Origin of the sequence: Enterobacter pseudoroggenkampii, from assembly GCF_026420145.1 — a bacterium.
Taxonomy (GTDB): Bacteria; Pseudomonadota; Gammaproteobacteria; order Enterobacterales; family Enterobacteriaceae; genus Enterobacter; species Enterobacter pseudoroggenkampii.
The window spans coordinates 253,666-266,816 of the sequence record NZ_JAPMLV010000001.1 but is presented as its reverse complement, the minus strand read 5'-3'; the positions used below and the strand labels follow the sequence as shown (position 1 = coordinate 266,816).

The following is a 13,151-nucleotide window of genomic DNA, read 5'->3' as shown; positions in this document are numbered from 1 at the left end:
CAGATTATCGCCCCACCGCCACGCTCGCCGACAGCCCCGCCACCAGTTCAACCCCCTCCGGCAACCTGTCGATATGAATACGCACCGGCACGCGCTGCGCCAGCCGCACCCAGCTAAAGGTAGGCTCGACGTCGGGCAGACCCAGCCCGCCCGTCTCGTCGTTGCTGTCCCCAATCCCGTGTCCGATGCTCTCCACGTGCCCCGTGATGACCGGCTCGTATCCCATCAGCACAACCTGCGCAGCATCCCCAACGCGAATATGGCGCAGCTTGGTCTCTTCAAAGTATCCCACCACCCAGAAGCTGTGGGCATCGACGATGGCGACCTTTGTCTCCCCCGCCGTCGCGTAGTCTCCGGGCCGCAGCCGCAGGTGCGTAACGTACCCCGAAACCGGCGCACGGACGGTGGCGTGCGCCAGATTAAGCTCAGCCAGATCCAGCGCGGCCAGCGCGCCGTGATAATTGGCCGCTGCGACGTTCGCCGCGCTGCCGGTTTGCTGCAAATCCTCGCCGGAGATGGCGTTTTTAATCAGCGTGCGGCGATGGGCCGCGTCCTGGCGCATCAGCATCTCATGGCGTTTCGACTCCACATCAGCCTGCGCGCTTGCCACCGCCAGCTTGAGCCAGCGCGGATCGATGGTGTAAAGCACATCACCCCGGTTCACCCACTGGTTATCCCGGACGGCCACGCTGATGACGGGCCCGGAGACGTCCGGCGCAATCTGCACCACGTCCGCACGCACGCGCCCGTCGCGGGTCCACGGCGTTTCTGCGTAGTGTTTCCACATCATAAACGCCAGAAGCGTAGCCGCCGCTACGACGCTCAACGTCAGCGCATAGCGAGCCAGTAAAGAGAGCAGTGATTTCATGACAATAACCCCAACGCGGTCAGACCCTGCATCAGCAGGAAAAAGGTGACAATCCAGGTTGAAACATCCATCAGCGGGCGAAACGGCAAGCGCCGGTAGCCCCTGCTAAGAGAGAAAAACGCGACGAGGCTTAGCGTGCAGACCAGCGCCGCGAGGGCGACCGTCAGCAGCCCCGGGATAAAAACCCCGCCGATATTGAGATCGTTAACCATGGTCTGGCTCCCGTAATGCACAGTGCAGATCCACCAGCCTGAAGACAAACTGGCGCGTATGTTCATCTGCCGCAGGCAGATGGCGCTCGATAAGGGTGACGATGCGTTCCCGTAAGGCGTTGCGGTCTGCGGCGTTTATCCTATGAAAAAGTGCGTCAACCTCCCTGCCCGGCGGTGCGTCACTGCGGCGTAAATGTATGACCGACAGCCCCAGACGCAGCGCGTGTAGCAGCCGATCGAGCGCCTGCTCTGGCGCGCGCTCGCTGCGCTGCAGTCGCGGCAGCAACAGGGCGGTTCGGTCCATCATCAGGTTGATCCAGTGCGTTTCGTCAACCCGCAGCGTGCCCTTCACGCTGCGGCGAATGTCGCGCTGGCACAGGTTCAGCAGACGCGTGATGGCACCATCCGCCTGCACGGTTTGCAGCAGGCTCATGCTGATAACGGCAAAGCCGGTCGCGGCAAATAGCGCGATGGCGGTGTTGGCCGCAACGGCGAAGTCTCCGCTGTAGTGCGCCCCCAGCTCGCACAGAATGGGCAGCGTCAGGGTGATGCCCATCGCCATAAACGTGGTCGGTGGACGCGCCTGAAGCGACCCGGCCAGAAGATACGCAGGAGCCAGCACCGCCACCAGCACCGGGAAATCGCTCACCAGCGGCAGCAGCGCAAAGCTGTAGAACAGGCTAATTACCACGCCCCAGAACGAGCCAATGATGTATTTCACAATGTGGGGGGCCGGGGTGTCGAAGCTGCCAAACAGCGTGCAGCAGACCCCCAGGATAGACACCGCCGTACCGCCATCCGGCCATGCTGAGAAGATCCAGACCAGACAGCCGCTCAGGATAATAGCGAAAGCCCCCAGCGCCGTGCGGGCCGCGGTAAGAGGATCGCGGTGAAAAACGTAGCCTTTAGCCGCGCGGGTTTGCACCTCCCCAAAGACGGGTTTGGCATGGTGGATGGCGCTGGAAAGGCGCTCGCACTGCTGCAGAAGCGCGATCGCCTCCGAGAGGTAGCGAATAAAACTGACCAGCCGCGCGTCGTCAAACGTCTGCGCCTGCGCGGCATACCGATCGATGAGAAGCGCACAGCGGAGCCGCAGCGCCTCTGCCGTACTGCTGAGGCTAGCGCCTTCACCGGCCACCCAGGCCTGAACATCCTCCAGCAAGGCCTGCACGTCGGCGGGCAGGGTTCCAAGCGTTGGCAGGCGATCGTGTAGTTCACAGTTGACGATAACGAGCCGCGCCAGCCGGTCGTGAATCGCTTTTCTGGCCTGCCGCACCGGGGCGGAGAGGGCAAAATCGTACGGAATATGGTGGCTTATGCCCTGCAGGAACTGCAGCGCCAGGGCCAGATGCAGCGGGCCGGAAGCCGCATCGGGCTTGCCCGCTAAGGTATCCGCCACCCGCTCGCGCGTGGCCTGTAGCGTCTGGGATAATTTAGCGTTGAACAGCCCTGATACCCGCGCGGGCAGCACGTAGCGGTGAATCAGCGCCGCGCAGAAAATCCCGATCGCGATCTCCTGCACGCGGACAATAGCGACGTTAAAGATGCCGCCGGGATCGGATACCGCGGGAAAACCAATCAGGCTCGCGGTGTAGCCCGCCAGCACAAAGGCATAGGCCCGGGGCGTGCGCTCCAGCAGGGAGAGCCACAGGCAGAATACGATCCAGCCCGTCAGCACCATGCTGCACAGGATCGGCGTATTCGCGAAGGTGGGCACAATCAGAACGGTCGCGCTGGCCCCGACAACCGTACCGGCCAGCCGGTAGAGGCTTCTGCTGAGCGATGCCCCGACCGACGTCTGCGACACGATGTAAACCGTAATAATCGCCCATGAGGGGCGTTCGAGGCCGATAGACAGCGCGATGTAATAAGCGAGCATCGCCGCGGCGAAACTCTTCGCGGCGTAGATCAGCGCCCCCGCGTCGTTTTGCAGCGCGGCGGGCAGGCGCACGGGATAAGAGAAGACGTTTTTCATGCCGGAATTATTACCGGCTTGCAGACCCGCTTAAATACTCTATTCTGTCAAAAAATACCTAAATGTTGCCAGAATCGTGAAGCCTCAATCTGCTACTACGCTGTATGACCCCGACTCTACCGCCAGCCCGGCGGTGGCGCGTCATCTGGACTTCGTGGACTACGCCGCGGAAGTACCGGTGCATAGCCACCGGAAAGGACAGCTGATTATTGCCCGGTACGGTGCGGTCAGCTGTTACGCGGAGAATGACATCTGGATCGTGCCGCCAGACTGCGCCGTCTGGATCCCAGGGGGGATCCCGCACAGTGCCAAAGCGACCTGGAACGCGCATCTGAACTATCTGTTTATTGAGCCCGGCGCGGCGGCGCTGCCGGAGAGATGCTGCACGCTGGCGATCTCGCCGCTGATCAAGGAGCTGGTCGATCGCCTAACCCACGAGGGCGTTGATTATCCGCCCGACGGCCATGTCTCCAGGCTAATCAGGGTCACGCTTGATGAGCTTGCCAGCATGCCGCAGCAGAAGCTGAGCCTGCCGGTCTCAACCGACCCGAAAATTCGCGCCATGGCCGACGCGCTGGTCAGCCGACCTGAGGACAGAAGCAGCCTGAAGGAGTGGGCGAAACGGCTTGCCCTCAGCGAGCGCTCGTTTTCCCGCCTGATGCAGCGCGAGACCGGGCTGAGCTTCGGGCGATGGCGCCAGCAGCTGCACTTGATTATTGCCCTGCGGGAGCTGGCAAGCGGCGTGCCGGTCCAGAACGTGGCGACAACGCTCGGGTACGAATCCGTGAACGCGTTTATCACCATGTTCCGAAAAGCGATGGGCAGCACGCCCGCGCATTACTTTGCCGAACGGAAAAACAGCGGCCGTTAACCCGGCCCCTCGCTCCCCGCCGCCAGCAGCGGCACCACCACGTCGCTGATGGGCACCGCAATGCCGTGCTTGCGGCCGTAGCGCTGGATCACGCCGTTACGGATGTCCCACTCCATCGGACGGTTGGCCTGACGGTCAGCCAGAATAGACGTACCCAGGTCCTCAGGGGCACGCTGAAAGTTCGCCAGGATCTCCTGCGCCACGTCATCGTTCAGCTTCGCCCCTTCCGCGCGGGCGACAGTAAGCCCCTCGCGCAGGTAGGCCAGCGAAAGTTCGCTGATATCCTCGCGCCTGAACATCCCGGCGCGGCGGTTGGCCAGCACCATCAGCCCGGCGACCGCGTTTTGCAGCAGCTTGCGCCAGGCGACGGTGGCGAAATCTGCCGAGAGTTCAACTTCACAGCGCGTACCGCGAAGCGCCTCCGCCACCCGCTGCGCCTGCGGCATGTCCGGCAGCGTCAGGCGCGGCTCCGCCCGCAGCCAGACGGAGGCATCCGGCTCGCGCTGCGCCGGGAACCAGACCACCGACGGCAGCACCGTTGCGCCACTGACCAAAGGCTCAAGCTGAGCCTTCTGCTCTACGCCATTTTGCAGGGCGCAGACCACCGTATTTTCATCGCATAGCGCGCGCAGCCACCCGGCGCTGTCGGCGTTTTGCGTCGTTTTCACCGCGATAAAAACGAGGTCAACGGGACGCGCGATGGCTGTCGGATCGGTTAATACCGGACCGGGCACCACCGTTTCACCCTCATCGTGGCGCAGGCGTAACGCCGCATGTGCGGTCCGTCCGCACAGCAGCGGCGTGCGGCCAGCGTCATGCAGTACTGCGGCAATGGTGGTGCCAATCGCACCGGGTCCTATCAGCGCAATGGTTGGATAGTCAGACATGAGTCACTCCCCTTTTGCTAAGCCTGCTATCAGTTATACCACCCTGAGACGAGCGCGCCACACCCGTTGTCTATACTCAACATTCACAGACAACGGAGTGCGCCATGCCTTTACCCGATTTCAAATCCTCTGAACCGTTCACCCTTGGCATCGAGCTCGAACTGCAGGTGGTTAACCCGCCGGGGTACGATCTCAGCCAGGACTCCTCCGCGCTCATCGCCGCCGTCAAAGACGACATCAAAGGCGGCGAAGTCAAACACGACATCACCGAAAGCATGCTCGAAATCGCCACCGGCGTGTGTCAGACCATCGATCAGGCGGCGGCACAATTCTCAGTGATGCAACAGAGCATCCTGCGCGCGGCGGCAGAGCAGCACATTCAGATCTGCGGCGGCGGGACGCATCCGTTCCAGAAATGGCAGCGCCAGGAGGTGTGCGACGACGAGCGCTATAACGTCACGCTGGAGCGCTTTGGCTATCTGATTTTGCAGGCAACGGTATTCGGCCAGCATGTGCATGTCGGGTGCCGGACCGGGGATGACGCGATTTACCTGCTGCACGGCCTGTCGCGCTTCGTGCCGCATTTTATCGCCCTGGCGGCCGCCTCGCCGTATATGCAGGGCACCGACACGAAGTTCTCCTCGTCGCGGCTCAATATCTTCTCCGGGTTCCCGGATAACGGACAGATGCCGTGGGTCAACAGCTGGCAGGAGTTTGAAGGGCTGTTCCGCCGCCTGAGCGCCACCAGCATGATCGACAGCATCAAGGATCTGCACTGGGATATTCGCCCCAGCCCGCATTTTGGCACCGTGGAGGTGCGGGTGATGGATACGCCGCTGACGCTCGGCCACGCGATTAACATCGCCGGGCTGATTCAGGCCACGTCACACTGGCTGCTGACCACGCGACCGTATAAGCATCAGGAACGGGATTTTCTGCTCTACCGTTTTAACCGTTTTCAGGCGTGTCGCTACGGGCTGGAGGGGATCCTGACGGATGTGCACACCGGCGAGCAACGAACCGTGGCGGAGGACATCGCCTGGCTGCTGGAGCAGGTGGCGCCGTCGGCCGATAAGCTCGGTGCGACAAGCGCAATCAATGAAATTGCCCTGCTGTTAAAGCAGGGCAAGAGTGAGGCGCAGCGCATGCGGGACTTTATCGCCGACGGCGGCTCGCTGATTTCTCTGGTGCAGAAGCACTGCGAGCTGTGGGCGACGAGTCCGTAAGGCCGTGGCCCCACTCACGCAGGCGCTGGAACAGCACGAACAGCGCGGGGATGAACAGAATCCCCACCACGGTCGCCACCAGCATGCCGCTGAAGACCGTGGTGCCGATGATGCGGCGGCTCTGGGCGCCTGCGCCAGTCGCCAGCATCATCGGCAGAACGCCGATAATGAACGACACGGCGGTCATCATCACCGCGCGGAAGCGGCGCGAGGCCCCTTCCCGCGCGGCATCGACAATCGCCATTCCGTCCAAACGCCGCGCGCGGGCGAACTCGACGATAAGAATCGCGTTCTTGGCCGCTAACGCGATCAGCAATACCAGACCAATCTGCACGTACACGTCGTTGGCGTATCCGGCCATCCACAGCCAGACCAGCGCCCCGCCAATGGCAAACAGCACCGAGAGCATCACGCTTGCCGGGAGCGTCCAGCTCTCGTACTGGGCGACGAGGAACAGCCATGCCATCACCACCGCCGCCAGCACGATCCAGATCGCCTGATTGCCGGTCTGCTGCTCCTGGTACGACATGCCGCTCCAGGCGTAGTCGTAGCCGGCCGGCAGGCTTTCCGCCAGAATCTTACCCATCGCAGCCATCGCGGTGCTGCTGCTCACCCCAGCCGCTGCCGAGCCGCTCACCGACACGGACGGGAACTGGTTGTACTGCTGCAGGAACGGCGCGCCGACGGTTGGCGTGATGGTGACGAGGTTGCTCAGGCGCACCCGCTCGCCGCTGTTGCTGCGCACGAACAGCTCGCCGATCTGCTCTGCGCGCTCGCGCCACTGCATCTCGTTCTGCATCACCACGTGGTAGACGCGGTTGTTGATGCTGAAATCCCCGGCGCGCGTGCCGCCAAAGGCGGTTTGCAGGCTGCTGAAGATGCGCGACACCGGCACGTCGAGACGGGCGGCGCGCTCGCGGTCAACGGTCAGCGTCAGCTGCGGCACGTTGCTGCTCCAGGTGGTGAACACGCGGCTCAGCTGCGGATGCTGGTTGGCTTTCGCCAGCACCTCGCGGGTGACGCGCTCCAGCTCCGCCGGGCTCTGCCCCGCCTGAGCCTGGATGCGCAGGTCAAAGCCGGAGGCGTTGCCCAGCCCCGGCAGCGTCGGCGGCGCGAAGGTCATGATGGTCGCTTCCGGCAGGGCCAGCAGCTGGCGCTGCAGGGTGCCCATCACCTCCTCCAGCGGCGGACGCGCGCTCCAGTCCTTCAGCATGATGGAGATAAACCCGCCGTTGGAGGCGCTGGTGCCGTTGAGGATGTTAAATCCGGAGACCTGAATGACGTCCTCCACCGCCGGATTTTCGGCGATCAGCTCCCGCGCGGTGGTCATCGCCGCTTCGGTGCGCTCCAGCGAAGCCGCTTCAGGCAGCTGAACGCTGGCGAAGAAGTAGCCCTGGTCTTCCTGCGGCAGGAAGCCTTTTGGCATCGACATAAAGCTGAACAGCACGACTGCCGCCGCGCCTGCGGTGGCCAGCAGCGCCAGCCACGGTCGCAGATTTGAGACATGCACGAGGCGGGTGTAGAAACCGCGCGTAGCGTCCAGCCCGCGGTTGAAGGCGCGATAAATGGCCGCAGGTTTCTCCGGGCGCGGACGCAGCAGCATCGCGCACAGCGCGGGCGTCAGGGTCAGCGCCACCAGGCTTGAGAGCGTCACGGCGGTGGAGAGCGTCACCGCGAACTGGCGGTAGAGTTCGCCGACAATCCCCGGCAGCAGGGCCACCGGCACAAATACCGCCAGCAGCACCAGCGTCGTCGCGATCACCGGCCCGGCAATCTGGCGCAGCGCCAGCTCGGTGGCCGCCGTGCGGCTTTGTCCTTCCGCCATCAGCGTTTCAACGCTCTCCACCACCACGATGGCGTCATCCACCACCATGGTCAGCGCCAGAATAATGGCAAACAGGCTGAGCGTGTTGGCGGAGTAGCCGAGCGTATAAAGCACCGCGAAGGTGCCCACCAGCGACACCGGAATGGCGAGGGCGACAATCAGCGTCGCACGCCAGCTCTGCAGGAACAGGGAAACGACCACCACCACCGCCAGCATGGTCAGCGCCAGCGAGACGCCGATTTCTTTAATGGTCGAGGCGACAAAAGAGGTGGTGTCGAATTTCACCTCATAAACCAGGTCGTCCGGGAAGCGCGTTGAGAGGCGTTCCAGCTCCGCGCGTACCGCATTGGCCACGCGCAGGGCGTTGGCGGACGGCGTCGGATAGATACCCAAATAGGCGGAGTCGTGCCCGTTCAGCTGCGCGCCGGAGCTGTAGCTGCGCGAGCCGAGCTCGATGGTGGCGATGTCCTTCAGGCGCACCAGTTGGCCCATCTCCCCCGCGCGGATGATGATGTCGGCAAACTCTTCGGCCTGGCTTAAGCGCCCCAGCCCGTTGATGGTCAGGGTCTGCTGCTGGCCGTTAAACACCGGCGGGGTGCCCACCTGACCCGCCGCGCCCTGCACGTTCTGCTCGCGCAGCGCCTGCGCCACGTCATCGGTGGTGACGTTCAGGGCGTTCATGCGGTCCGGGCGCAGCCAGATGCGCATGCTGTAGTCGCGCGCGCCAAACATCTGCACCTGCCCCACGCCGGGCAGACGCGACAGCGCCTCGCGCACCTGGGTGCTGGCGTAGTTGCTGACGAACAGCGGCGTGTGGGTGTTATTCGGTGAGTAAAGACTTACCCCCATCATCAGGTTGGTGGCCCGCTTGCGCACCTGCACGCCGTTTTGCTGCGCCTCGGTGGGCAGCTGCGCCACGGCCTGCGCCACGCGGTTCTGCACGTCGATGGCGGCGAGGTCCGGATCGGTGCCCGCCGCAAAGGTGATGTTCAGGCTGTACGTGCCTTCGTCCGAACTGGTGGACTCCATGTAGAGCATATGATCCACGCCGTTCAGCTGCGTCTCCAGCGGCGTGGCGATGGCCTCCGCCACGTCAGCGGAGCTGGCGCCCGGCCAACTGGCAGAGACGTTCACCACCGGCGGCGTGATCTGCGGATACTGCTCCACCGGGATAATCTTCAGCGCAATGGCCCCCAGCAGGGTGATGACCAGCGCAATCACCATCGCGAAGCGCGGGCGTTTGATGAAAAACGTCAGCATGATGGCTCCTTAATTCAGTATCTGGACAGCAGCGCCGGGCTGCACGCGCTGCGCGCCGTCAGTAATCGCTCGCTCACCGGGCTTCACGCCGGATGAAATCTGGAACTGCTGGCCAATCTGTCCGGCGACCTTCAGCGGGCGCATTTCGGCGTTGCCGTCGGCGCTAACCACCCAGGCAAAGAACCCGTCGCCGTTCTGCTGGACCGCGGCGGCAGGCAGGGTCAGCACCGGCTGCTCGCTTGCCGGTCGCAGGGTCACGTTTACGTTGCCGCCGGGCAGGAGCTGATGGCGCGGGTTGGCGAACTCGGCGCGCAGCATCACGCTGGCGGTGCGCGGGTCGATGCGATTGTCCACTGACGTCAGTTCACCGCTGACGCGCTGGCCGTTGCTGTCAATTAATGCCTGCCAGGCCTGCTTCATGGCGCTGATATCCGCATGCTGTCCGGCTTTGGTGGCAAACGCCCCCTCTTCCAGCGCAAAGGCGATACGGATCGGATCGAGCTGCACGACCTCCACCAAAACGCCGCTCGCCGGGTTGACCAGGCTACCCACGTGGAAGCTGCTGTGCCCCACGCGGCCGTCAATCGGCGAGGCGATGCGGGTGTAGTTCAGGGTGACGTTGCGGGCTTCCAGCCGGGCCTTCGCCTGCTCGAGAGCGGCACTGGCGACGTCGCGCTGCATGCGGGCGTTGTCCACGTCGTGACGGCTGATGGCGTTGCTGCTGCCCAGGCTTTCAAAGCGGGAAAGCTGCTGCTGCGCCTGACGCAGCGTGGCTTCGGCGCTTCTCACTTCGGCCTGCGCCAGGCGCAGGGCGGCGCGCGGCTCGGCGTCGTCCAGCTCAAACAGCACGTCGCCCTTTTTCACGTACTGCCCGTCGCGGAAGTGGATTTGGGTAATCACGCCTTCCGTGCGGGCGCGCAGCTCAACGGTGTGGATGGCTTCGATGCGGCCCGGGATCTGGCGTTCGGCGGCATGGGCGGTCTGCTCCACGGTGGCGATGCGAACGGGAATGGCGGCGAATGCGGGTTGCAGGGTGCAGGCGAGGAGCGCGAACAGAAGTGGGAATTTCATGGGAGTACCTCAGGGTTGTTGCCCGCACCCCGGCCCTCTCCCACAGGGAGAGGGAGGTCAGAGTCCCCTCTCCCCGTGGGAGAGGGTTAGGGTGAGGGCAAAAGGTTATGCAGCCTTACGGAACCTGCGGGTCAGTCGCTTCTCGATTTCGACGACGAAGAACATCACGCCTGCAACGGCCAGGGTCACAAACCAGTAGCGCAGCGGCAGGGCTTCGGTGCCGAACAGCATCTGCATAAACGGCAGGTAGATAATCGCCGCCTGGAGCAGGAACAGCACGCCCGTCACCAGCCAGATCCCTTTGTTCGCCAGCAGGCCGCGGTTGAGGGAGAACCCTTCGGTGTTGCGGCAGTTAATCATGTATACCCACTGGGCGCAGACCAGCATCTGCAGCAGCACGGTGCGGATGAACTCCGCGCTGTGGCCGCGCGGGGCCAGCCAGGCCTCCAGCGCAAAGGCGGCAATGGCAATCATGGTGCCGACGAAGGCCACGCGCCAGACGGCGTAGGCGTCCATCACGTGCTGCCCGGTCTGACGCGGCGGACGGCGCATGATGTTGCGCTCGGCGGCCTCAAAGGCCAGGCCGAAGGAGAGCGTGGCGGAGGTGGCCATGTTCATCCACAGAATCAGCACCGGCGTCAGCGGAATGATGTTCCCCGCCAGCAGCGCAATCACAATCAGCAGCCCCTGCGCCAGGTTGGTCGGCATGATGAACAGGATGGTCTTCTTCAGGTTGTCGTAAACGCGACGCCCCTCTTTCACCGCGCTGGCGATGGTGGCAAAGTTATCGTCCGTCAGGACCATATCCGCCGCCTCTTTGGTCACTTCCGTGCCCTTGATGCCCATCGCGATGCCCACGTCAGCCTGACGCAGCGCCGGGGCATCGTTCACGCCGTCGCCGGTCATACCGACGATTTCGCCTTTGTCCTGCAGCGCTTTCACCAGGCGCAGCTTATGCTCCGGGCTGGTACGGGCGAAGATGTCATACTTCACCGCGGCTTCCGCCAGCGCGGCGTCGTCCATCTTCTCCAGCTCGTAGCCGGTAACCGCCTGCTCGCTGTTGGTGATTCCCAGCATCTGGCCAATGCTCATCGCCGTCTGCGGGTGATCCCCGGTGATCATCTTCACGCGGATCCCCGCCTGCTGGCAGGCGTTAATCGCGTCAATCGCTTCCGGACGCGGCGGATCCATCATCCCGGCGATGCCGAGGAAGATCAGGCCGTGGCTCAGGTCATCGTGCGTTAGCTCCTGCTCGCCGTTCGCCGGCCTGAACGCCGCGGCGACCATGCGCAGCCCCTGACGCGCATAGCGCTCCATCTCGCTTTCCCAGTACGTGCGGTTGAAGGCTTCCACACCGTTGCGGGTCTGCTGCTCGGCGCACAGAGCGAAAATGACGTCCGGCGCGCCGGTGATCAGGATCTGCTCCTCACCGCCAATCTGGTAGTGGGTGCTCATGTACTTGTACTGCGAGTCGAACGGGATCTTATTCACCAGCGTGGTCATCACCGGCTCAAGGCTGGCCTTCGCCGCCAGCACCTTCAGCGCGCCCTCGGTCGGCCCACCGGTGATGCCCCACAGCCCGCGATCGTCCTGAATCAGCTGGCTGTCGTTACACAGGTCGATGGTGCGCAGGTACTGCTCCAGCACGGTGCCCGGCTGGATCTGCACCGGCTCGTCGCTGCCTTCCAGGTAGATGTTGCCCACCGGCTCGTAGCTGTTACCGTCCACGCGGTAGCAGGCGTCAGCGGTAATGATGGCTTTAACCGTCATCTCGTTCATGGTCAGGGTACCGGTTTTATCCGAGCAGACCACGGTCATCGCGCCCAGGGTTTCAACCGTCGGCAGCTTGCGGATAATCGCCCGCTTGCGCGCCATCGCCTGCACGCCCAGGGAGAGGATGATGGAGATAATGGCCGGCAGACCTTCCGGTACGGAGGCCACCGCCAGGCTAATCAGGGAGAGCAGGAGCTCCCCCATCGGGATCTCGCGGAACGCCAGGCTGAAGACAAACAGCGCGGCCATCATTGCCAGAATAATCGCGAAGATCGCTTTACCCAGCTTGTCCATCTGCACCAGCAGCGGCGTACGGTGCTTCTCGATACCTGCCATCATCTGGTTGATGTGGCCGAGTTCCGTATCCTGACCGGTCGCGGTGACCACACCGACGCCGCCGCCCGCGCTGACTGTCGTCCCGGAGAAGACCATGTTGGTACGATCGCCCAGCGGTAATTCACCGCTCAGCGGATTAACGTGTTTATCCACCACGGTGGATTCACCGGTCAGAATCGCTTCTTCCACGCGTAAATTATGCGCTTCAATTAAACGCATATCCGCCGGAATACGATCCCCCGCGCGTAATACAATAATATCGCCCGGGACTATTTCAGTTGTGGGGATTGTTTCATGGTTACCGTTACGAATAACGCGCGCCTCGCTGGCGAGCATATTACGAATACTCTTCAGGGATTTTTCCGCGTTGCTTTCCTGAATATGGCCAATTAAGGCATTGATTACCGCCACGCCTAAAATAACCAGCGTATCCACCCAGTGGCCCATTATTGCCGTTAATACGGCGGCGGCCAGCAGGACATAAATCAGCACATCATTAAAATGGGCCAGGAAACGCAGCCAGGCAGGTTTACCTTTTTTCTCCGGCAGCGCGTTCGGCCCTGTTTTTTGCAGACGCGCCTGCGCCTCCGCACGATCCAGACCGCTGGCCTGGCTCTGCGCGTGAGCAAGCACCTGCTCTGCGGTCTGCTGGTATGCCAGCCCGCCGGAAGGCGGCATGTTTGGGGACAATTTTTTTTCGGTCATCGTATTTTTCCTTCAATATCCGGTGAACTGAAGCCTGAATTCCTTTCGGGCTTAAATAAATTCATTTTAAAGACTTGCGGGTAAAATTGATCTACCGCAATATAATGACTTCTCGGTTATTCAAAACTGATTAAAACTATTT

The 13,151-nt window shown here is 62.7% G+C and carries 9 protein-coding genes; 2 read left to right on the top strand and 7 right to left on the bottom strand.

Features of this window, described 5'->3' with window-relative positions; all coding sequences use genetic code 11:
- Positions 1 to 4: 4 nt before the first annotated feature.
- From OTG14_RS01275 to OTG14_RS01265, 3 genes are read right to left on the bottom strand one after another with little or no spacing between them, the layout of a single operon-like run.
- Positions 5 to 868: an efflux RND transporter periplasmic adaptor subunit gene (locus tag OTG14_RS01275; RefSeq protein WP_090417904.1), complete on the bottom strand. Its 864-nt coding sequence runs from the start codon at positions 866 to 868 to the stop codon at positions 5 to 7.
- Positions 865 to 1,080, bottom strand: a complete 216-nt coding sequence (locus OTG14_RS01270; protein ID WP_157188723.1) for a DUF1656 domain-containing protein — start codon at positions 1,078 to 1,080, stop codon at positions 865 to 867. Before OTG14_RS01270 ends, OTG14_RS01275 begins: the two co-directional genes overlap by 4 nt.
- Complete coding sequence (locus tag OTG14_RS01265) at positions 1,073 to 3,055, bottom strand: FUSC family protein (RefSeq protein ID WP_267214468.1); 1,983 nt, start codon at positions 3,053 to 3,055, stop codon at positions 1,073 to 1,075. The genes OTG14_RS01270 and OTG14_RS01265 overlap by 8 nt, the downstream gene beginning before the upstream one ends.
- A gap of 76 nt (positions 3,056 to 3,131) precedes the next feature.
- On the opposite strand from OTG14_RS01265, the gene OTG14_RS01260 reads away from it, so the two are divergent.
- Positions 3,132 to 3,926: an AraC family transcriptional regulator gene (locus OTG14_RS01260; RefSeq protein ID WP_267214467.1), complete on the top strand. Its 795-nt coding sequence runs from the start codon at positions 3,132 to 3,134 to the stop codon at positions 3,924 to 3,926.
- On the opposite strand, the gene OTG14_RS01255 is transcribed toward OTG14_RS01260, so the two are convergent.
- Entirely contained in the window at positions 3,923 to 4,813 is an 891-nt protein-coding gene (locus OTG14_RS01255; RefSeq protein ID WP_061715820.1) for an oxidoreductase, read from the bottom strand. The two genes, OTG14_RS01260 and OTG14_RS01255, sit on opposite strands and share 4 nt — an antisense overlap.
- Positions 4,814 to 4,917: 104 nt before the next feature.
- On the opposite strand from OTG14_RS01255, the gene OTG14_RS01250 reads away from it, so the two are divergent.
- Positions 4,918 to 6,039 carry a YbdK family carboxylate-amine ligase gene (locus OTG14_RS01250; protein ID WP_048226000.1) on the top strand — a complete coding sequence of 374 codons (1,122 nt, stop codon included), beginning with the start codon at positions 4,918 to 4,920 and terminating at the stop codon, positions 6,037 to 6,039.
- Here the strand turns inward: OTG14_RS01250 and OTG14_RS01245 are convergent.
- The 3 genes from OTG14_RS01245 to OTG14_RS01235 all read right to left on the bottom strand — a co-directional run bounded on the left by OTG14_RS01245 (position 5,969) and on the right by OTG14_RS01235 (position 13,009).
- Positions 5,969 to 9,124 carry an efflux RND transporter permease subunit gene (locus tag OTG14_RS01245; RefSeq protein WP_267214466.1) on the bottom strand — a complete coding sequence of 1,052 codons (3,156 nt, stop codon included), beginning with the start codon at positions 9,122 to 9,124 and terminating at the stop codon, positions 5,969 to 5,971. The two genes, OTG14_RS01250 and OTG14_RS01245, sit on opposite strands and share 71 nt — an antisense overlap.
- Before the next feature lie 9 nt (positions 9,125 to 9,133).
- Positions 9,134 to 10,195, bottom strand: a complete 1,062-nt coding sequence (locus tag OTG14_RS01240) for an efflux RND transporter periplasmic adaptor subunit (protein ID WP_267214465.1) — start codon at positions 10,193 to 10,195, stop codon at positions 9,134 to 9,136.
- Between the two features lie 105 nt (positions 10,196 to 10,300).
- The gene (locus tag OTG14_RS01235) at positions 10,301 to 13,009 is read right to left on the bottom strand and encodes a cation-transporting P-type ATPase (protein ID WP_267214464.1); all 2,709 of its coding nucleotides are present in this window, start codon (positions 13,007 to 13,009) and stop codon (positions 10,301 to 10,303) included.
- Positions 13,010 to 13,151 lie beyond the last annotated feature (142 nt).

What these genes read in the sequence shown, in the direction of transcription:
- OTG14_RS01245 (WP_267214466.1), bottom strand. Translation starts at nt 9,124, where the DNA reads ATGCTGACGTTTTTCATCAAACGCCCGCGCTTCGCGATGGTGATTGCG.
- OTG14_RS01275 (WP_090417904.1), bottom strand. Translation starts at nt 868, where the DNA reads ATGAAATCACTGCTCTCTTTACTGGCTCGCTATGCGCTGACGTTGAGC.
- OTG14_RS01250 (WP_048226000.1), top strand. Translation starts at nt 4,918, where the DNA reads ATGCCTTTACCCGATTTCAAATCCTCTGAACCGTTCACCCTTGGCATC.
- OTG14_RS01265 (WP_267214468.1), bottom strand. Translation starts at nt 3,055, where the DNA reads ATGAAAAACGTCTTCTCTTATCCCGTGCGCCTGCCCGCCGCGCTGCAA.
- OTG14_RS01235 (WP_267214464.1), bottom strand. Translation starts at nt 13,009, where the DNA reads ATGACCGAAAAAAAATTGTCCCCAAACATGCCGCCTTCCGGCGGGCTG.
- OTG14_RS01240 (WP_267214465.1), bottom strand. Translation starts at nt 10,195, where the DNA reads ATGAAATTCCCACTTCTGTTCGCGCTCCTCGCCTGCACCCTGCAACCC.
- OTG14_RS01255 (WP_061715820.1), bottom strand. Translation starts at nt 4,813, where the DNA reads ATGTCTGACTATCCAACCATTGCGCTGATAGGACCCGGTGCGATTGGC.
- OTG14_RS01270 (WP_157188723.1), bottom strand. Translation starts at nt 1,080, where the DNA reads ATGGTTAACGATCTCAATATCGGCGGGGTTTTTATCCCGGGGCTGCTG.